The organism is Arthrobacter sp. R4 (genome assembly GCF_051365025.1).
Taxonomy (GTDB): domain Bacteria; phylum Actinomycetota; class Actinomycetes; order Actinomycetales; family Micrococcaceae; genus Arthrobacter.
The window spans coordinates 1-21,250 of sequence record NZ_JBLWIJ010000005.1; the positions used below are offsets into that span (position 1 = coordinate 1).

A 21,250-nucleotide genomic window follows, 5' to 3' on the forward strand; every position below is an offset into this window, starting at 1 on the left:
AATGTGGATGTGCCCAAGGCGAGTGCGTCGCCGTCGTATGTTTTCCGGGTGAACCGGGGCCTGGTGGTCCTGAACGATGTGAACTCCGGGAATGTATGGCTGGTGAACCAGAACATGCAACTCGTCAACAACTGGGACGACGTGGTGCCGCCGAAGAACGAATCGGACGAGCAGGACCAGGAATCGGCCGACAACAACACCATCAATGTCCTCCCCGACCGCACCAAACCCAACCGACCCCCGGAAACGAAACCGGACACTGTGGGCGTCCGCCCCGGACGCACCACCGTCCTCAGCGTCCTGGACAACGATTCCGATCCCGACGGCGACGTCCTGACCGCCGCCGTCGGCAACGCCGGACCCAAGGCAGGAAGCCTCGAAAGCATCTACGGCGGCACAGCCTTCCAAATCTCGGTACCGGCGGACGCAAAGCCGGGCACCGAAACGTTCGACTACAACGCCGCTGACGGCCGTGGCCTGTCCGCGGGCGGCCAGGTGACGCTGAGCGTAGTGGGCCCGGAAGAAAACCGGCCACCCCTGTTCAAGCGCGGCGGCGACGCCACCACCATGCTGGTGGAACAGGGCAAGACCGTCAGCCAGAACATCCTCACGGACTGGATGGACCCCGACGGCGACGACCTGGTCCTGATGGACGCCAAAGCCGACAACGACCAGGACCAGGTCAAAGTCCGCCGCGACGGCCTGCTGACGTTCCAGGATTCCGGCGCCACCGCAGGCAAGAAGAACGTCACCGTAACCATCTGGGACGGCCGCGCAACGGTCACCGGAAAAGTCGTGGTCAACGTCCAGCCGCCCGGCGCCCTGGCACCTGTAGTCAATGCCGACCACGTGACGGCGGTGGTCGGTCAGGACCTGGTGATCGCGCCCCTGAAGAACGACGTCGACCCCAACGGAGGTGCCCTGCGGCTGGCCCAGGTGGAAGCCAACGGGCCGGCGGAACTCGGTCCCGTGACCGACGGCGGGACCTTCACTTTCAAGAGCACCACCCCGGGCCCGGTCTACCTGACGTATATCGCGAGCAACGGGCCGCAGAGCAGCCAGGGCCTGATCCGCGTTGACGTGGAATCCGGGAAGGATACCGGCGACCCCGTTGCCGTGCATGACGTTGCCCTGATGCCCACCGGCGGCAGCGTCCTCCTTGACCCGCTGGCCAACGACTCCGACCCCTCCGGCGGAGTCCTGGTCCTGCAGTCCGTTCAGCTGCCAGACAACATCACCGCGTCCGTGAGCGTGATCGACCACAGCGTCCTTCGGATCACCGACGTCCTGGGCACCAAGGAACCGTTCCTGTTCGAATACACGATGTCCAACGGCCGCAAGTCTGCCACAGGCAGCGTCTCAGTGGTCCCGGTGCCCGCCCCCGCCGTCGTCGAAGCACCGCAGCCGAAGCCGGACGAAGTGAACGTCCGCGTCAACGACGTCGTGACCATTCCGGTCCTGGACAACGACACCCACCCGCAGGGTGAAAAGCTGACCGTTGACCCTGTGCTGCCGCAGAACGTGGATGAGCTGGACGGTAAGGGCTTCGTCTCAGAGAACACGCTCCGGTTCATCGCCGGGTCCCAGCCCAAGACGGTCCGGGCCATCTACAACGCGGTGGATCCGCAGGGACAGAAAAGCGCGGCCGCAGTGACCATCCATATCCTTCCGTTGGAGGGGTCGGAGAACTCCCGCCCGCAACCCCGGAACCTGACCGCACGTGTGGTCGCCGCGGGTACGGTGCGCATCCCGGTCCCGCTGGACGGCATTGACCCTGACGGCGACTCCGTGCAGCTGACCGGCATCGACAGCACGCCCGCCATGGGAACCGCCACCGTGGGCAGCAACTTCATCGACTTCATCGCCGCCGGAGACGGCGCGGGAACCGATACCTTCCGCTACAAGGTGGTGGACCGCCAAGGCGCCGTCAATACAGGGACTGTGACAGTTGGGATCGCCCCGCGCGGCGAGACCAACCAGAACCCCACGCCCGTGGACGACGAGATCAAGGTCCGTCCCGGACGCCAGATCGCCGTCGACGCCACGGGCAACGACACCGATCCCGACGGCGACCTCATCCGCATCCTTACCGACGGCATCGAAGCTGACGACGCCCTCCAGGCCACAGTCAGCAAATCCAGCGGCCGCATCATCCTGCTGGCTCCCGGGGCCGAGGGGACGGTCAATGTGCGGTACACCATTGCCGATGACCGCGACGCCAAAGCGCAGGCCACCATCCGCGTGGTGGTGGACAACGAAGTACCCCTGCAGGCACCCATCGCCCGCGACGACAGGGTCACCTCCGCCCAGACCATGGGCAAGACGGCCGTGGACGTTCCGGTCCTGAAAAACGACGAAGACCCCGACGGCGTGGGCGAAAACCTCAAAATCAGCACGGAGGCCACCACAGCCCGTCCAGGCGTCGATGGCAACATGCGTGTTGACCTGACTGAACAGCCGCAGCTGATTCCCTACACCGTGGAGGACGTGGACGGCCAGAAGTCCACCGCCATCATCTGGGTGCCGGGAATCGGACAGCAGGTGCCGACGCTCGCCAAGGACGAGGTGATTGAGGTCATCGCCGGCCAGTCCGCCACTGTGAACCTGAACGAGTGGGTCAAAGTCCGGGAAGGCCGCTCCCCGCGCCTGACCCAGACCGACCGGATCAAGCTCATCGGTGCAGATGGCGGCGATCCCACGGCCGGCAGCGCCACGTCGCTCAAATACACCGCGGGTACCGATTACGTCGGGCCGGGATCGCTCAGCTTCGAGGTGACTGACGGCACTGGACCGGACGATCCCGAGGGCCTGAAATCCACCCTCAGCATCCGCACCAAGGTCCTGCCCGATCCGAACCGGAACAACCCGCCCACCCTGCTGGGCGCCACTGTCGAGGTCCCCAAGGGCGAGACTGCGGAGCTGGATCTGAGCCGGCTGACGTCGGATCCGGACCGGGACGACGTGGACAACATGAAATACGAACTTGTCGGGGGGAGCCCCGCCAGCTTCAACGCCAGGATAGACGGAAAGACGCTCAAAACGTCCGTTGATGGTTCAACAACGACCGGCACCACGGGCGCCGTCCAGGTCAAGGCCAAGGACTCCCGCGGCCTTGAGGCAACTGCGACCTACCAACTGGCAGTGACGGCTTCCAACAGGCCCAAACCGGTGGCTAACGATGACTTGGAGCCCAATGCGGCGGCCGGGAAGCCCGTCACTGTAAAAGCCCTGGCCAACGACTCCAACCCGTTCCCCGAAACGGCTCTGAAGATCGTCGCTGCCGGTGCCGAAACCGGGAGTGGCAACGTAGAAGTATCCGGCGATGCAGTGGTGGTGACACCGGCTCCGGGATTCTCCGGGTCCATGGTGGTGTCCTACACAGTTGCCGACAAAACTGAGGAATCTTCTCGGCGGGCAACGGCCCGCATCCGCCTGACCGTGAAGGACAAGCCGCTTGCACCCACCACACCGCAGGCCCAGAGCGTCGGGGACCAGACGGCCCTGCTGAACTGGTCCGCCCCGGCAGACCGCGGGTCACCCATCACCAAGTACACGGTGTACGGTGAGTCCGGCTTCAGGCAGGATTGCCCCGCCAACACGTGCACCCTGAACGGGCTGGTCAACAACACGAAGTACCACTTCGAGGTGACGGCCACTAACGAATTCGGTGAGTCGGACCGCTCCCCGGCGTCCGCCGAGGTCCGTCCCGACGTCAAGCCCGACACCCCGCTGGCGCCCACCCTGAACTTCGGCGACAAGCAGCTCTCCGTGAACTGGGTGGCACCGGCCAGCAAGGGCTCCCCGGTCAAGTCCTATGACCTGGAGATCTCGCCCGCCCCACCTGGCCAGAACGCCCAGATCCAGAACCTGACCGCGGTCAGCTACGTCTGGAAGGGACTGCAGAACGGCGTCTCGTACAAGGTCCGGGTGCTGGCCCGCAATGATGCGAAGGATCCGTCCGAGTGGAGTCCGTACTCAGCCGCCGCAGTGCCTGCCGGCCCGCCGGCCACCCCTGCAGCTCCGACCGCTTCGCAGGCCGGCTCCGTGGGGCCACAGAGCCAGCTGAAGGTCAGTTGGACTGCGCCGAACAACAACGGTGACGCCGTATCCTCGTATACCCTCACTACCCTTCGGGGCGGGGCAGTGGTGGCCTCCCAAGCAGTGACGGGAGGAACTACGCAGAACGTCACGGTGGACAACTCCGAGGCCAACTACACCTTTACCGTCTCGGCCACCAACAAGGCCGGCACCAGCGGGACCAGCAGCCCGTCCGCCCAGATCCGGGCGGCCGGCAAGCCTGACCCGGTCAGCGGCGGCACAGTGGCTGACACGGGTACCAGCGGCCAGCTCAAGGTGACGTTCACCCCGCTGACCCAGGCCCAGCGGAACGGCTCCACCGAAGGTGAAATCCAGTACACGTACAACGCGGACGGCAGGTCGGGAACCATCCCCGCAGGTGGTGGAACCATCAACGGGATGACGAACGGCCGGGACATCACGGTCACCATCATCGCCACCTCCACCAAGAACAACGTTTCCAGCGATGCCAAGAACATCGGCTCCGGCAACCCCTACGGTCCGCCGAATGCCCCCAACGTGGACGGACGGACGTCGGCCCAGGGAGATGGCGACGTTCACTGGACCTGGAACAACCCAACAACTAATGGCCGCCCGCTTGATCACTTTGAGGTCAGCTATGAAGGGGGAGCGTGGATCAACGTTGGTTTGGCAAACCGCTTCGACCGCTCAGCCGGCGGCTGGGACCAGGTCCGGACACTGAAGGTCCGTGCGGTTACTGCGGCGGTGGGTCCGGCAGGCCAGGCGAATTCGCGTTCCGGAACGGACCCCACGCCCCCGCCACCCTCGTCGTGGAGTATCACCGCGAGTCCCGTTCGCAGTTGCACCGAACCACGCAAGGGGACGGACAGCTTCCGCGCTGGCAACCCGTCCTCGTGCGTGGGTGAAGGCAAATGGCTCGACGCCGGTGCCGCCGCGCAATCCGACCGCTACCAGGTCTGGTACAAGACGTCCAACAACCCCACGGGCATCTGGTACCACCTCACCAGCGGCATGGCGGCCGGCAACTGGCTCCGTTGCGACACGTCGAACCTTGGCTGCAACCCGCCGAACGGGATGCCAAACCGCTAGTCAGTTACCACCAAAGCAACTGTTGGGTCCGGACTCCTCGGGTCCGGCCAAACCTTGACCAAGACAAAGGAAAAATTCCATGACAATGACCACCGAGCAGGCCGAATGGTTTGCAGGCACCTTCGAAAAGCTCGTTGCCAATGTCGGACAGGCGGTGCTGGGCAAGGAACATGTCATCCGGCTGACCTTCACGGCGATGCTCGCCGAGGGCCACGTGCTCTTCGAGGACGCGCCGGGCACCGGCAAGACCTCGCTGGCGCGCGCCTTGGCAGCCACAGTGCAGGGATCCAACAACCGCATCCAGTTCACCCCTGACCTGCTGCCGTCCGACGTGACCGGTGTGACCATCTACGACCAGAAGACGCAGAAGTTCGAGTTCCACAAGGGACCGATTTTCAACAACATCGTCCTGGCCGACGAGATCAACCGTGCCTCGCCAAAGACCCAATCGGCGCTGCTGGAAGTCATGGAAGAATCCAGGGTCACCGTGGACGGTGTCACCTACGAGGCCGGCCGGCCGTTCATGGTCATGGCCACGCAGAACCCCATCGAGCAGGCCGGCACCTACCGGCTGCCCGAGGCGCAGCTGGACCGCTTCCTGATCAAGACCTCCATCGGCTACCCGGACCACGCCTCGACCGTCAAGCTGCTCGGCGGCGCCAACCTGAAGGACCGCTCCAAGGAGATCACCGCCGTGATCACCACCCAGGCCGTGGCGGACATGGCCGACCTCGCGGCCACCGTCCATGTGGACACCGCCGTGCTCGAGTACATTTCCCGGCTCTGCGAAGAGACCCGCAACGCGCCCGAGACCCGGCTGGGGGTCTCCGTCCGTGGAGCCATCGCCATGGTCCGCGCCGCAAAGGTCTGGGCTGCGGGCCAAGGGCGTAACTTCGTCCTCCCGGACGACGTCAAGGAACTCGCTGCCGTGGTGTGGACGCACCGGTTCGTGATGGATCCCGAGGCTGAATTCTCCGGCGCCACGCCCGAGGCAGTCCTGGCCCGGGTCCTGTCCGACGTTGCAGCCCCGCAGCAGCGCGCCACCGCCTGACGGTTCCAGGACCTCCCGACCACCACCCAGCGCAAACGAAGGCACCACTATGTCCAGCAGCACTCCGTTGATCCGGCTTGCTGACCGTCTCCGGCAACTTTTCCACCGGAACGGCAAGCCCACTCGGCTGCACCCCCCGGCTTTTTGGGCCGAGGCCACCAGCACGGCCGGCCTGGCCCTTGCACCGGCCTGGCAGAAAGTCCGGGGCCTTTGGCTCCGGTACGTGTGGCCGGTGCTGTCCGTCGTGAGCATCCTGGGCTGGTCCGTGCTCGCCGCCGCCATCCTGCTATGGGCCACCGGCCAGTCGTTTGGCTGGCAGGAAGCCAAAGCGGCGGCCATCGCTGCGTTTGTACTCTTTGCGATCGCGGTCGGCTTTATCCTGGGCCGGTCATCCTACGGCGTGGTCCTGGACCTCGCCCGTACCCGCGTCGCCGTTGGCGACAGCGCCGTGGGGAGCATCGCGGTCTCCAACACCTCCGCCCGTCCGCTCCTGCCGGCCGCCCTCGAACTGCCTGTCGGTGCCGCTACCGCCGTCTTCCATCTTCCGCGAATGAAGCCCCAGCAGGTCCACGAGGACCTCTTCACCATTCCCACCGCCCGCCGCGCCGTCATCGTGGTGGGTCCGGTCCGCTCCGTCCGTGCCGACCCACTGCACCTGCTGCGCCGCCAGGTGCTGTGGACCGAACCGGAGGACCTTTACGTCCATCCCCGGACCGTTGCCCTCGCTGGTTCGGCCGCGGGCTTCATCCGCGACCTTGAAGGCATGCCCACCACGGACCTTTCCAGCGCAGACGTGTCCTTCCACGCACTGCGGGACTACGTGCCGGGGGATGACCGCCGGCACATCCATTGGAAGACCACCGCGCGGACCAACAAGCTGATGGTGCGCCAGTTCGAAGAAACCCGGCGCGCCCACCTGGCCATTTCTCTGTCCATCAACACGGACGAGTATGCCTCGGAACAGGAATTCGAGATGGCCATCTCTGCCGCCGCCTCGATCGGCCGCCAGGCCATCAGGGAGCAGCGGGAGCTGGACGTCCTGACCCAGAAGGGTCCACTGCGCTGCGAAACCGGGCGCAACATGCTGGACGACATGACCAGGATCGTCGGGGCACCCATGCGCCGCACCGCCGTCGACCTTGCCCGGTCCCTGGCCGACACGGTTCCCAACGCCTCTGTGGTGTTCTTTGTGGTGGGCAGCAACGTCACGCCCACCCAGCTTCGCTCCGCCGCCGCCTCCGTCGCTCCCGGCGTCCGCAGCCTCGCCGTGCGGCTCCAGACCGGAGCGGCGCCGTCGCGGGCCAACATCGCCGACCTGACGGTGCTGACCCTGGGCGACCTCGCCGACCTCGCCATCGTCCTGAGAAAGGCGGCCGCATGAGCTCCGCATCCGACCTCCGCCCCCGGGCATCCCGGCAGAAAAAGCGCCTGCAGCAAGAGCATGAGTCAGCATTCGCGGATGGCCAGCCTGCGTGGCATTTTATGGTCGACGCCGGTGCGCTCACCATCCTGCTCGGGCTCGGCGTGCTGGGATTCAGCCTCAGTTTCGGCGGGGACGCCTACTATCTCATCTCCGGGTTCGGCGGCATCATCCTCGGTCTCGCCCTCGCCGCCGCCAACGCCCACCTGCGGCTTGGCCTGCTGATCACCTCCGCCCTGGCGCTGGGCGCCTACCTGGTACTGGGAACCGTGCTGGCCGTGCCGGACGCAGCCATCGCGGGCTTCGTCCCCAGCCTGGATTCCCTCCGAACGCTGCTCCTGGGGGTAGTGTTCGCCTGGAAGGACATGCTGACCGTCGGTGTGCCGGTGGGGACCGCCGGGGGAGTCCTCATTGTTCCGTTCCTCAGCTCCCTGCTCACCGCGCTGGTGGCAGGAATCCTCACTTGGCGGGCCAAGGCTCCTTATTGGCCGCTGCTGCCTGTGCTTGCCCTCTTTGTCACGGGCATTGCATTCAGCACCAACGCTGCATTCCTGACGGTGGAGCGGGGCATTGGCCTGACGGTCATTGCGATCGCTTGGGCCACCTTCCGCCGTGATGCACTGCGCCGAAGCGACACCCGGAAAGTGTCCGTCAACCGCCCCCAAAGCGACGCCGGCACTGCCCAGCGCGCCAGGATCCGCAGGCTCGGCACCGCCGCTGCCGTCATCGCCGCAAGCATGGCCATCACCGCCGTCGCGGCCCCGTTGGTCACGGCGAGCGACGACAGGAAAGTGCTGCGCAACGTGGTGGTCCCGCCATTTGACCCCAAGGACTACATCACGCCACTGGCAAGCTTCCGGACCTTCGTCAAGGACAAGAAGGACGACACGCTGTTTGTGGTCAAGGGCCTGCCGCGGGACGGACGGGTGCGGCTGGGGGCGCTGGACGCGTTCAACGGCACCAACTACAACATGGACCCCAACGGTTCCGGCAATTTCAGCAAAGTGGGGGATACCAAATCCATCAACACCCTGGCCGATACTTCCAGTGTTGTGCCTACCAATGACTACGCCATTGACATCACCATCGAGGACTACCAAGGCTTTTTCGTCCCGGGGGGCCGAAAGACCACGGGGCTGAGCTTTGACCAAAGTGCGTCAGGGGCCGCTTCGGGCCTGTACTTCAATTCGGGCACGGACACCGCAGTGACCACCAAGGGCCTCTCGAAGGGTGACTCCTACAGTGTCCAGGTGTCCGATCCGGTCAAGCTGGAGCATGGCCAGCTGACCCAGTACGACTTCGCCAAAGTCACCCTGCCTGACGCTTTGGAGGTGCCGCCGGTGGTCGGCTCGCAGGCCAACGACCTCTCGGCCGACGCGCCCACCGCCATCGACCGCGTCCGCCAGATCGAGGCCCACTTCCAGAAGACCGGCGCTTTCAGCAACGGGCTGGTCACCGAAGGGCAGCTGCCCAGCGTCTCCGGGCACAGCTCGTCCCGGATCAGGAACCTCCTGACGGCCAAGCAAATGCTCGGCGACGACGAACAGTATGCCGTGGCGATGTCGCTGATGCTCCGCCACCTGGGGATCCCCTCACGAGTGGTCATGGGCTTCTACCCCGATCCGACCAGTCCGGAGAACGGCGCCGGCGAAGTGAAGATCACCGGCAAGGACGTCCACGCCTGGGTGGAGGTGGCCTTCGACCGCGTGGGTTGGGTCAGCTTTGACCCGACACCGCCCAAGGACAACATCCCCATCCCGCCGGACCCGGAAAACAAGTCCAAACCCAAGCCGCAGGTGCTTCAGCCGCCGCCGCCCCCGCAGGAACCCGCAGACCTGCCGCCGGACTCCTCCCCGGATGCGCTGGATGCGGACCAGAAGAAGAACAACCCCTGGCTGTTCTGGGGCGCGCTCCTTGGCGCCCTCGGGGTTGCCCTGATTCCCTTGTCGATCCTGGCGCTGCCACTGCTGCTCATCGCCCTGCTCAAGTCACGACGACGGAAGTCCCGGTTCACCGAAGGCCACCCGGCGCAGCGCGTCGGCGGGGGCTGGAACGAGGTGCTGAGCCTCGCCACGGACATGGGGGCGGGAATCGACACCCGCGCCACGCGGCGGGAAAGCGCTGCGGTAGTGGCGGAAGCTTTCCCCTTGACCGGGACCACCACAACGATGCTGGCCCGCCGTGCGGACGCGTCAATCTTTGGCGCCGGGCAGCCGAGCGAGGAAGAGGTCAAGGAATACTGGACCATCGTGGACGGCTCCCTCAAGGAAATGACCGCGACCGTGGGCTTCTGGCGCCGGCAGCGGGCCAGGTTCTCACCCAGGTCCCTGCTGGCGGACGGGCGGGCAGCCCTCAAGCTGCGCAGCACCGGCCGGGGGCTGGCGTCGCTGCGGGGGCCAGGCGACGCCGCAAAACAGCCCGGCGACGTAAAGCAGCCCGGCGCCGCACCGCAGGCTGGCTCCGCTGTGCCGCAGTCGGCCGAAGGTAGGGTGGAGAGCGGTCCGGCGGCAACCCCCGCAGGCCCCTCCGAACCTGATGAGTCCACTGTTCTGAGGAACCCTGGCAGGAAGAACCACACCGAACCATGACGCAAGACTCCGAGCGCTGCCAGCGCTGCCAGCAGCTGATCCGCGCCGGTGCCACGTTCTGTACCGCCTGCGGAGCCCCTTTGCCCAACAGGGCTGCCCGGAATGCCCGCTACGTGGACCACGCCCAGCAGGCGTTGATGGAACGTGCGGCTGAGCATGCCGCCGCGATTCCCGGTACTATCCCGGTAGTACAACGGGTCCCGGCTGACAGCGGTCCCGGAATGGCACAGGCCGTCCACGGTCAAGGGGGAGGAACGGGCATGGCAGTTAATCTTGGGCTTGTTCCGGCTGCGTCGGGAAAGCGTCTCGGGGCTGCCGTGCTGGACTGGCTCGCTCCGCTGGTGGTCCTGGTAGTGACATTTGCCATTGGCTTCGCCGGGGTGACGCGCACGCAAAGCGGTGGATTCATCATTTATGACACGGGATCGCTGGTCCTGTTCGGCGGCATTGGCCTCGGGCTGACGCTCGTCTATATCTTCGTCCTGCTGGGCCTGGAAGGCCGGTCAGGAATCACGATCGGCAACCGGCTCATGGGCATCCGCAGCGCCGACAACGACGGCTATGCGCCGGGCGGGGGAGCAGTTTTCCTCCGCGGGCTTGTCACTGGAGCGGGCATCCTGTTGGCCGTCGTTGCGGCGGCTGCGCTGGTCATTTTCAAGTGGTTCGACGCGGCACTCTTCATCCTGGCGCCGCTGGTCCTGGCCGGTGCCGCGTGGGCGGTACTCGTGGTGGTCTCGAACTCCTGGGACAAGAACGGCAAGCTCCGGGGTTGGCACGACTCCGCCGCGAAAACCCTTGTCTTTGACGTCAAGGCCGGACGGAACCCCATTGCCACGGGCGGGATCCAAGGACCCTATAGTTTCGCGCCGCTGGACCTGCCGCCCGTGCAGCAGGTCGCGTCGCCCGTGGCCGGAGCAGCCAAAGCCCCGCAGGTCATCAACGCCCAGGCGCCCCTGAACCCCAACCAGTGGCAGCCGCCGGCAGGGCAACCTGCCAGCCAGGCACCACGCGCCGCCGTACACCCGGAGCCTGCACCAATGGCCCAGGCCGTTCCGCCCGCCGCGGCCACCCCTCAGGGGCCGGCAGCCCAGCCAGCCGCGCAGCTGCCTTATGCCGCTCCCCAGGCGTTCGCTCCGCAGCCTTTCACGCCGCCCGCACCCGCACCCGCACCCGTGCCGCCTGGCACTCATGGCACAGCCGGCACGCCGGGCCAACCCGCCGCGCCGGTTCCCCCCGCCCATCCGGCTCCGAGGGAACACAGTGCCCCAGGCCAGGCTCCCGCAGCAGCCCACCCCGACGACGACCACGACCGCACGCAGATGCGCGGGGGATTCCGTGAGGCGGCGCCCGTGGCCGTCCTGCGGATCAGGCTCGACGACGGCCGGGACTTCCAGCTTGACCGGAACGTCCTGGTAGGCCGCAACCCCGTGGGGCAGGCGGGCGAGCAGCAGGCCCAGTTGCTGGCCGTGGACGACCCCGGCCGATCAATTTCGAAAACGCATCTTCACGTCCTTTCGGATGGCGCGGGCGTGTGGGTGACGGATCGGAACTCCACGAACGGGAGCGCCGTCACCACTCCGGACGGCCTGCGCACCCCACTCAGGCCGGGCGTGCCCGCCTTTGTCAGCCCGGGATCCACTGTCCACTTTGGTGACCGCTCCTTCCACCTAGGACAGGCATGAATTCCCAAGCCGCCAGTGTTCCCGCCGCCGCAGACCACGACTCCGGGCTGAGCCTGAGCTACGGCTACGGCACAGACCGTGGGCTGCGGCGCGAGCTCAATGAAGACTCCTTCATTGCTTCGGACCCGGTTTTTGCCGTGGCTGACGGAATGGGCGGCCACGAAGCCGGCGAGATCGCCAGCGGCATGTGCGTCCGCGCCCTGGCGGCCATGCCGCAACTGGCCACGGGAGAGCGGAGCGTCACCGCCGCAGTTATCCAGCAGTACCTGATGAAGGCCGACGACTCCATCCGCGAGGCCACCGGGGCCCGGGCCGGCACAACGCTGACCGGGGTTGTGGTGGTGGAGCAGATGGGCATGCCTTATTGGCTGGTCATGAACATCGGCGATTCCCGGACCTACCGGCTGAGCCAGGGCCAGTTTGCCCAGGTCAGCGTGGACCACTCCGAGGTCCAGGAACTTGTCGATGCCGGCGAAATCACGCCGGAGGAGGCAACTGTCCACCCTCGCCGCCATGTTGTGACCCGGGCCCTCGGTACCGGGGACGAGACCGAAGCCGACTACTGGCTGCTCCCGGTGGAAGAGGGCGACCGGATCCTGGTCTGCTCGGACGGGCTGAATGCCGAACTCACGGACGAGCACATGTTCCGGATCCTCAGTACCGTGGGCCATCCGCAGGACGCGGTGGATGCGCTGATCCAGGCCGCTCTCCGGAACGGAGGCAGGGACAACGTCACTGTCATCGTGGTGGACGCCAGGAACGTCATGAACGACGGCGGCATCGCCACTACGGCGCCTCGGCCCGGTTCGGACGCGGAGGACGAGATCACCCTGCCGCGGTCCCAGGTTGTGGACGCCGCACGGCCGGAAACGTCAGGCGAGGACGAAAGCGAGGAGCCAGGCGATGACCGGGAATAACTATGTGCCAGGCACATGGCATGGCATTGTCCGGTCCCGCACGGCCATCCTTCTGGGACCCGATACGCCCACTCAGCTGGTCCACTCCCTGTGGGACCTGCTGGAAAGCGGACCTGAGGTCCATGAGCTGCTCCACGCCGTCACCAGCAGCTTCGGCGTGTCGCTGGCCCAGATACCGCCGTTCGGAATCGTGGATTTCAACAACTCCCTGCGGGTTTTCCTGCGCGGAGACATCGACCTGACAGTGCAGCTGCCCACCGGACCGGTGGAGCTTCATGGGCGTGACGTGACGACGTGGGCCGAACGGCACCTCGCGGCCCCCGAGTGGTACAGCATCAGCGTTCCTGGTGTTGACGTTCCGGGCAGTGAAACCACGGGTCCTGCGCTGCCCCTTCAGGAGGGCGTGGTCCTCCTGCAGGCGTTGACCGTTGACTTGGACGGCAGCGCTGAAGCTGCTGTCCCAACACCGCTTGTATCCGCGGTACCAGTTGCGGCCGGACCAGTTGCGGCCGCACCCGTTCCTATCGCTGTGGTGCCTGCAGGCGCTGTGCCGGCAACTGTGCCGGCGGTGGCGGCCACAGAGCCTGGCGCAATGGTGGCACTGGACCCTGAGGAAGCAGTGGTTGAGAAACCCGCGGCCCCGGCCGGGGCTGTGGCCCAGTCCGTGCCGGATGCCACGTTTGCCGCTGATGCCCCGGAGCACGGCGCATCGGCCGAAACCGTCATCGGTGTCATGGATGAAGACTTCGAAGACCTTCCGGCCGAACATCCGGACTCCGGGCCGGCGGAGGATGTTGTCCTCCAAACCGGGGATGCGGCTTCCTTGGTGGAGGAAGGGCCGGCGCCGGACCCGTCCCCGGCCTCCGAACAGACCAGCACGTACGACCACCTCTGGGAGCGCACTGTGGTCCGCAGCATAGAAGACGCTGCTGTCCGTGACGATCCCGACGGCCTGCTGTCCGAGCACCCTGCACAGCAGACATCCGCCGCGGGGAACATGCTGTCGACTGAGGCACCAGCACCAGCACCAGCACCAGCACCAGCACCGGCACCGTCCGGCGGACTGATCGATTCAGTTCCTTGGAACACCGGCGGGGGAATGTCCTCACAGCCCGGTCCGGGCAGTGATGACCGAGGTAGCCGTGATGACCGAGGTAGCCGTGATGACCGGGGTGCCCGTGGTGACGGAGCCCGCGGTGAGGCAGCCCGTGGTGAGGCAGTCCGCGACGATGGTGACCACGACGGCCAGACGATCATGAAGAGCGATCTCGCCGGGATGGCCGTGCATCCCGCGCCCGCCGTCGCCGGTACGGAGGCCGCGGGATCCGCCGGCCCCATGGTCCTTGCGCGGGTCTGCGGGCAGGGCCATGCGAATCCGCCGACGCACGCCCAGTGTGCGGTCTGCGGGCAGCCCCTGCCGTCGGATGCTGTCCAGGTTTCCCGGCCCCGGCTTGGCCGCATGCGGGTCTCCAGCGGCGAGCTTGTGGACCTTGACCAGTCTCTGGTGATCGGCCGCCAGCCGTCGGTCTCGCGCGTCCAGGGCGGCGTGATGCCGCGCCTGGTGCAGGTTGCCAGCCCCAGCGGCGACATCTCCCGCTCGCATGTCCAGGTCCGCCTCGAGGGCTGGCATGTGATGCTGTGCGACCTGAAAGCAACGAACGGCACCGTCCTCGTCCGGGAAGGCCAGCAGCCAAGGCGCCTGGCCCAGAACGAAATGGCCATCCTGCTTGATGGCGACATCGCAGAACTGGGCGACGGCATTTCGCTTCGCTTTGAGGAGATTCTTTGAGTTCCAAACGGCCCGTAGCGCCGCCACCCCACATTCCGGGGTTTTCCTACATCAGCCTGTTGGGGTCAGGCGGCTTCTCAGACGTTTACCTTTACGAACAGGACCGGCCCCGCCGCAGGGTGGCGGTCAAGGTCCTGCTTTCGGACCTGAAGACCGAAGGTGCGCGCCGACGGTTTGAGTCCGAGGCCAACCTCATGGCCCAACTGTCCTCGCACCCCTACATCGTGACCATCTACGAGGCCGAGGTCACCGACGCCGGACACTCCTACCTGGCCATGGAGTACTGCTCCCGGCCCAGCCTGGACGTGCGGTACCGGAGGCAGCGCTTCAGCGTCGATGAGGTCCTTGCCGTGGGCATCCAGGTGGCCTCCGCCGTCGAAACCGCGCACCGTGCCGGTATTGCCCACCGGGACATCAAACCCGCCAACATCCTGGTGACCGACTACAACCGTCCAGCACTCACGGACTTCGGAATATCCGGAACCCTGGGCGGGTCCGACGCCGACGACGACGCCGGAATGTCCATCCCGTGGTCCCCGCCGGAGCAGTTCACAGACGGCGGAACCGACGGCGTAATGGTTGACGTTTGGGCCCTCGGCGCCACGCTGTATACATTGCTCGCCGGCAGGTCGCCGTTCGTGATGCCCGGGGCGGACAACTCACAGCGGGAGCTCATTTCACGCATCTCCACCATGTCGCTGCCACGCCTTGGCCGGGCGGACGTTCCGGAATCACTGGAGCTCGCACTGTCCACGGCCATGGCCAAATCCCCCGCGTCCCGCTATTCCTCCGCCCACGCGTTTGCGCTTGCCCTGCAACGGATCCAGGCCGAACTGAACCTGTCAGTCACGCCGTTCGAAGTGCTGGAAGAGCCGCACCCCGAAGAAAGCCATCCGGACGACGGATACGAAGAAACCCGTGTACGGAGCATCGCGGCCATCGACCCGGAACGGACAGGCAGCGCCCCCACTTTCCCGGCACGAACCCGACCGCAGGGCCCAGGCAACGTCCCGCCGCCGTCGTTTCCGCCTGTCGGCGGTCCGTCCACGCCCGCACCGTCACCAACCCGGGCCTCGCCCGCGACCCAGCCGTCAGCGCTGCAGCCTGCTCCATCGCAACCGACGGACGGGCACGGCGCACCTGTTCAGCCGCAGGTCCCCGGCAATCTCTTTGCCGGCCCTGGGACAGGCCCACAGACCGGCAGCCAGCCTGCCGCCGAGTGGGCACACGCCACCATGCTGCGCGGCGGCGCAACCGACTACGGGACAGCCGTGGGGGCCGCTGACGCCACCGTCCAGCGTCCGGCATTGCTCCCGCGAGGACCGGAAGGTAACGATCAGCAGCCGGGCACGGGTTCGTCCGGCCGCCGCGAACCTGAGCTTGACGCCACCGTCACCCGGGCGGTCCGCAGCGAGGAGCCCGTCACGGAGTCTCGCCCGGACCACGGAAAAAGGAATCTGTGGCTCGCCTTGACGGGTGCCGCGGTACTGGTCCTTGCGGTGGTTGTGGGGATTGTCCTGGCTACAACGGCGCCCCCTCCCAAGGTTGAAGACACCGAGCAGGCCAGCACGCCGCCGCCCGACGCCCTGGACAATGGGTCAGTGCCGGACGTCGCCGGCCTGTCCGGATTCCGGGATAGCAGCGGCAAGGTGACTTTCACCTGGGAGAATCCGCAGCCCAAGCCCGGTGACACGTACAAATGGCGCGTGTACACGCTGGGTGAGAGCGGCTCCGAATACCAGTCCACCGATGGATTCAGTGCGCAGGTTGCGGCCAATCCCAACGAACCGACCTGCCTCCAGGTGATGATAGTCCGCAGCGACGGGGCGTTCTCACCGCTTGAGGACGACTCCATAGCCTGTGTCCGCGAATGAGCACGGCACGGCAGACCGAAAAACTTGGCGATTCTGGCATTGCCCTTGAGGAGGCACGGAAAATGGGGGATCTGGCAATAGATTTCTGTGGCGAATGGTACGAACCCTCGGACGAGGATGTTTTCAACATCGGCCGCGAAGGCGACCTTGAGGTTGATGACAACCCGTACCTGCACCGGCAGTTCCTGCAGGTGGCCCGCTATGACGGGATCTGGTGGCTCAGCAACGTGGGCAGCATGCTCTCAGCCACCGTTGCAGACGGCTCCGGCGGAATGCAGGCGTGGCTTTCCCCTGGCGCGCGCATACCCTTGGTCTTCAGCCACACCAACATCATCTTCACGGCCGGCCCCACTACCTACGAATTCGCCGTCCACCTCAAGACGCCTTCGTTCCGGCAGGAAGCGCGGGACGACGACAGCAACGGAGACACTACGATCGGCCCGGTGGTCTTCACCGACTCCCAGAAGGCCCTCATCGTTGCCCTCGCCGAGCCGATGCTCCGCCGCGAGGGGACAGGCTTCAGCGCCATTCCGTCGTCGGCGGCCGCGGCCAAAACGCTTGGCTGGGCGCTGACCCGGTTCAACCGGAAGCTGGACAACGTCTGCGACAAGCTGGATCGGGTTGGCGTTGTGGGGCTGCGCGGCGGCGGCGGAAAACTCGCCACCAACCGGCGTGCCAGGCTTGTGGAACATGCCGTGACATCCCACCTGGTCACACCCGAAGACCTCTATCTGCTGGAAAAAATGAGGGGCGTGGACGAAGGATGAGAATCCGCCTGACACTGCGCCGGGATCCGGCGGAGACAAAGGACCTCGCGGTCACCGTGGACGGCCTGGCGACCGTGGCGGACATCGCCACCCAGCTCTGGGCTGCCGACCCCGACCGGAAAGGGACTCCGGCACCGGAGAACCTCTCGCTCCGGATCGATGAGGCCTTTGTGGCCGGCGGGATGCGCGGCAACATCCTGACCCGCACGGACAACCTCCTCGAATCCGGCCTGCGGCCTGGTTCCGTGGTGTCCCTGACGCAGGTCAGTGAACAGTTCGATGTCCCCGGTGCCAACCGGGGCCCGGCAGCCGCCACCTTGCGGATCCTTTCAGGTCCCGACGTCGGCCAGGAGTTTTCGCTTCCCTCCGGTACCAGCTACATCGGCCGCGACAGGGACGTGGACATCCGCCTTTCGGACCCGCTCACTTCCAAGCGCCATGCCCGCATCACCGTGGGCGAGAGCATCGAGATCGTTGACACCAACTCGGCCAACGGCCTCCTGATGGACGGCCTGCCCGTCACCCGGGCAACGCTTAATTCCTCCGACACGGTAACCCTGGGCGATACCACCGTGACGGTGGTGCCGCTGGGCCGCAACCATGCGGCAGCACCGACGTCGCCCCTTGTCGATTTCAACCGGTCCCCGCGGGTGGTCCCGCGCTTCGACGCGCCGAAACGAGTCCTGCCCGCCGGGCCCAAGCGGCCCGACCACCAGCCCTTCCCTTACATCATGCTGGTGGCGCCACTCATCATGGGCGGGGTCCTGTTCGCCGTCACCGGGAACATGCTCTCCGTCATTTTTATGGCCATGATGCCGCTGTTCATCGTGGGCCACTACGTGGACCAAAAAATGCAGACCAGGCGGCAGCAAAAGGAACAGCTCAAGCATTTCCGGGCCTCCATGGCCGCATTCCGGCAGGACATCACCGAGCTGCAGCATGTGGAACGCGCCGTCCGCCTGCAGGAAGCGCCCTCTGTCAGCGACACCGTGGACTCGATCTACAAGCTGGGCCCGCTGCTCTGGACCCACCGGCCCGAGCACAAGGGCTTCCTCGGCCTGCGGTTCGGACTGGGCACGGCGCCGTCGCGCATTACGTTCGAGGAGCCGGCCGAGAACGGTACGGAAGTCGAATACATGCGGGAGATCCAGGACTGCATCAAGCAGTTCAGGGACATTGAAGGCGTGCCCGTCGTTTCGCAGCTGCGGACCGCGGGGTCATTCGGCGTGGCAGGTGCCCGCGGCCTGGTCGACGACGTCGCCCGCGGCATGGTCCTGCAGCTGGTGGGCCTCCACTCACCCGCGGAAGCAGTTGTCACTGCCATCACCTCAGCGCAGTCCAGGGAACGGTGGAACTGGCTGCAATGGCTGCCCCACGTCGGTTCGGGCCACAGCCCGCTCAGTGGCGACCACCTGGCCGCTGGCTCGGCCAGCGGCTCCTCCCTCCTGGCCCGCCTGGAAGACCTGCTCGACGCCCGGGAAGCCGCGGCCGGCCGGTCAGGCCCGGACCTGCGCCCGGACATCGACCCCGCCAAGGACGAAATCCCGGGGCCGATGCTGCCGGCCGTGCTGGTCATCGTGGAGGACGACGCCCCCGTTGACCGCGGCCGCCTGACCCGCCTCGCGGAACGTGGCCCTGATTCAGGCGTCCACGTCATGTGGGTGGCTACCGACATCCAGGCCCTTCCCGCCGCCTGCCGCGACTTCATGGTGGTGGACGGCGACCACGGCACCACCACAGGCCAGGTCCGGCTGGGCCGCCACAGCTACCCGGTGAGCTGCGAAAGCCTGGACGCCGAGCTTGCCGGCCAGCTGGCCCGGATGCTTTCCCCGGTGGTGGACGTGGGCAAGCCCATGAGCGATGACTCCGACCTGCCGCGTGCCGTCTCCTATGCCACCCTCATTGGCAAGGACTTCCTGGACAGCCCCCAGGCTGTGGCCGAACGGTGGACCGAGAACAACTCCGTCCACGCCACGGCAGTCGCCAACCGCAAGGACAACGGAACGCTCCGCGCGCTCGTTGGGTCCAAGGGCGTCGAACCCCTCTACCTTGACCTCAAGAATGAGGGCCCGCACGCCCTGGTGGGTGGCACCACCGGTGCCGGAAAGTCCGAGTTCCTGCAGTCCTGGGTGATGGGCATGGCCGCGGCCTACAGCCCGGACAGGGTGAGCTTCCTCTTTGTGGACTACAAGGGCGGCGCGGCGTTCGCCGACTGCCTGCACCTGCCGCACACCGTGGGCCTGGTCACGGACCTCTCCCAGCACCTGGTGCGCCGCGCTCTGACCTCCCTCCGGGCCGAACTGCACTACCGCGAACACCTCCTGAACCGGAAGAAGGCCAAGGACCTCCTGGCCCTCCAGCGTGAAGCCGACCCCGAAGCCCCGCCGTACCTGATCATCATCGTGGACGAGTTCGCCGCGCTGGCCACCGAAGTTCCCGAGTTCGTTGACGGCGTGGTGGACGTTGCCGCCCGCGGGCGGTCGCTCGGCCTGCACCTGATCCTGGCCACACAGCGTCCTGCCGGCGTGATCAAGGACAGCCTGCGCGCCAACACCAACCTCCGCGTGGCCCTGCGCATGGCGGACGAGGACGACGCCACCGATATCCTCGGTGTGCCCGATGCCGCCTACTTCGACCCGTCGATCCCCGGCCGTGGCGCCGCCAAGACCGGCCCCGGCCGGATCCAGGGATTCCAAACCGGCTACGCGGGCGGCTGGACCACCGAAAAACCGCAGCGGCCCCAGATCGACATCGTGGAGATGGCCTTCGGATCCGGACCCGCCTGGGATGTTCCCGCCCCGGAAAAACCGGTCCAGGAAGAACCCGCCGGCCCCAACGACATCGCCCGGATGACGGCGAACATTGTCAGGGCGGCCGACTCGCTGGCCATCCGTCCGCCACGCAAGCCCTGGCTGGACGAACTGGCGAAGACGTACGACTTCTCCAAGCTGCCGAATCCCAGGACGGACGAGCGGCTGCTGCTCGGCGTCGCCGATGACCCCGCCCGCCAGGACCAGCCCACGGTGTTCTACGAACCCGACAAAGACGGCAACATGGCCATCTATGGCACCGGTGGCTCAGGTAAGTCCGCGGCGCTGCGCGGAATCGCCATCGCCGCAGCAGTCACGCCGCGCGGCGGGCCGGTCCACGTATACGGCATCGATTGCGGATCCTCGGGGCTCAAGATGCTCGAAGAGCTGCCGCACGTGGGCGAAGTCATCGGCGGCGATGACGTGGAACGAGTCGGCCGCCTGTTGCGCCTGCTCCGGGACATCGCCGACGAACGTTCCGCCCGGTTTGCCGAAGTCAGGGCCTCCACCATTGTGGAGTATCGGAAACTGGCCAACCGGCCGGATGAGAAGCGGATTTTCGTACTCGTGGACGGCATGACATCGTTCCGCGAAACGTACGAATACAGCCGCCTCTCCGCGTTGTGGGACATTTTCCTCCAGCTGGCCACCGACGGCCGTCCCCTCGGCATCCACCTGATAGTTACCGGTGACCGTCCCAACGCTGTGCCGGCGTCGTTGTTGGCCTCCATCCAGCGCCGGCTGGTCCTGCGCCTGTCCTCTGAAGACGACTACCTGTCCATGGACGTCCCCAAGGACGTCCTGAGCAGCACCTCCCCTCCGGGTCGGGGCTTGCTGGGCGGCCACGAAGTCCAGCTTGCAGTGCTGGGAGGCGACTCCAACCTTGCCCTGCAGGCCAGGGAAGTGCACAAACTCAGCGAGGCCATGCTGCGGCAGGGGCTGGACAGGGCGCCCCGGATCCAGCGGCTCCCGGACCAGGTGGACCTGGACGTGCTGCCGGCCGGCAGCCCGGACCTTCCGGTCATCGGTGTCGACGACGAAACGCTGCAGCCCGCCGAAATCATGGCCAAGGGTCCGCTGCTGCTGGCCGGCCCTCCCGGCTCAGGACGGACCGTTGCCCTCGTAACGATGGCGTACGCCCTCCGGCGCTCCAACCCGGACACGGAACTGGTGTACATCGGATCCCGCCGCTCTGCAGTCGCCT

At 66.4% G+C, this 21,250-nt stretch carries 10 protein-coding genes; all 10 read left to right on the top strand.

The features are described 5' to 3' along the window. Nucleotides 1-5,148, top strand: a 5,148-nt coding sequence (locus tag ACLKOZ_RS02995) for an Ig-like domain-containing protein (protein WP_436472706.1), incomplete at its 5' end; no start/stop codon positions are given. A 79-nt stretch (nt 5,149-5,227) separates the two neighbouring features. Continuing rightward, entirely contained in the window at nt 5,228-6,199 is a 972-nt protein-coding gene (locus ACLKOZ_RS03000) for an AAA family ATPase (protein ID WP_337349143.1), read from the top strand. A 49-nt stretch (nt 6,200-6,248) separates the two neighbouring features. Next, a complete protein-coding gene (locus tag ACLKOZ_RS03005) occupies nt 6,249-7,580 on the top strand; it encodes a DUF58 domain-containing protein (protein ID WP_337349990.1) in 1,332 nt (443 codons plus the stop codon). Beyond that, a complete protein-coding gene (locus ACLKOZ_RS03010; protein ID WP_436472709.1) occupies nt 7,577-10,207 on the top strand; it encodes a transglutaminase-like domain-containing protein in 2,631 nt (876 codons plus the stop codon). The genes ACLKOZ_RS03005 and ACLKOZ_RS03010 overlap by 4 nt, the downstream gene beginning before the upstream one ends. Next, nucleotides 10,204-11,889 carry an RDD family protein gene (locus ACLKOZ_RS03015; RefSeq protein WP_436472711.1) on the top strand — a complete coding sequence of 562 codons (1,686 nt, stop codon included), beginning with the start codon at nt 10,204-10,206 and terminating at the stop codon, nt 11,887-11,889. Before ACLKOZ_RS03010 ends, ACLKOZ_RS03015 begins: the two co-directional genes overlap by 4 nt. After that, entirely contained in the window at nt 11,886-12,806 is a 921-nt protein-coding gene (locus tag ACLKOZ_RS03020) for a PP2C family protein-serine/threonine phosphatase (RefSeq protein WP_337349987.1), read from the top strand. The genes ACLKOZ_RS03015 and ACLKOZ_RS03020 overlap by 4 nt, the downstream gene beginning before the upstream one ends. Next, nucleotides 12,793-14,595, top strand: coding sequence for an FHA domain-containing protein (locus ACLKOZ_RS03025; protein ID WP_436472713.1), 1,803 nt, complete (start codon nt 12,793-12,795; stop codon nt 14,593-14,595). Before ACLKOZ_RS03020 ends, ACLKOZ_RS03025 begins: the two co-directional genes overlap by 14 nt. Continuing rightward, a complete protein-coding gene (locus ACLKOZ_RS03030) occupies nt 14,592-16,469 on the top strand; it encodes a protein kinase domain-containing protein (protein ID WP_436472715.1) in 1,878 nt (625 codons plus the stop codon). Before ACLKOZ_RS03025 ends, ACLKOZ_RS03030 begins: the two co-directional genes overlap by 4 nt. 62 nt (nt 16,470-16,531) lie before the next feature. Further along, nucleotides 16,532-17,236 (top strand): hypothetical protein, encoded by a 705-nt coding sequence (locus ACLKOZ_RS03035; protein ID WP_337349153.1) that lies wholly within the window; start codon nt 16,532-16,534, stop codon nt 17,234-17,236. Then, nucleotides 17,233-21,250: FtsK/SpoIIIE domain-containing protein (locus ACLKOZ_RS03040; protein ID WP_436472717.1), on the top strand; the 4,018-nt coding region annotated here is incomplete at its 3' end. The genes ACLKOZ_RS03035 and ACLKOZ_RS03040, both read left to right, overlap by 4 nt.

Coding starts and splice junctions, on each gene's coding strand:
- ACLKOZ_RS03000 (WP_337349143.1), top strand. CDS start 5,228: ATGACAATGACCACCGAGCAGGCCGAATGGTTTGCAGGCACCTTCGAA.
- ACLKOZ_RS03005 (WP_337349990.1), top strand. CDS start 6,249: ATGTCCAGCAGCACTCCGTTGATCCGGCTTGCTGACCGTCTCCGGCAA.
- ACLKOZ_RS03010 (WP_436472709.1), top strand. CDS start 7,577: ATGAGCTCCGCATCCGACCTCCGCCCCCGGGCATCCCGGCAGAAAAAG.
- ACLKOZ_RS03015 (WP_436472711.1), top strand. CDS start 10,204: ATGACGCAAGACTCCGAGCGCTGCCAGCGCTGCCAGCAGCTGATCCGC.
- ACLKOZ_RS03020 (WP_337349987.1), top strand. CDS start 11,886: ATGAATTCCCAAGCCGCCAGTGTTCCCGCCGCCGCAGACCACGACTCC.
- ACLKOZ_RS03025 (WP_436472713.1), top strand. CDS start 12,793: ATGACCGGGAATAACTATGTGCCAGGCACATGGCATGGCATTGTCCGG.
- ACLKOZ_RS03035 (WP_337349153.1), top strand. CDS start 16,532: ATGGGGGATCTGGCAATAGATTTCTGTGGCGAATGGTACGAACCCTCG.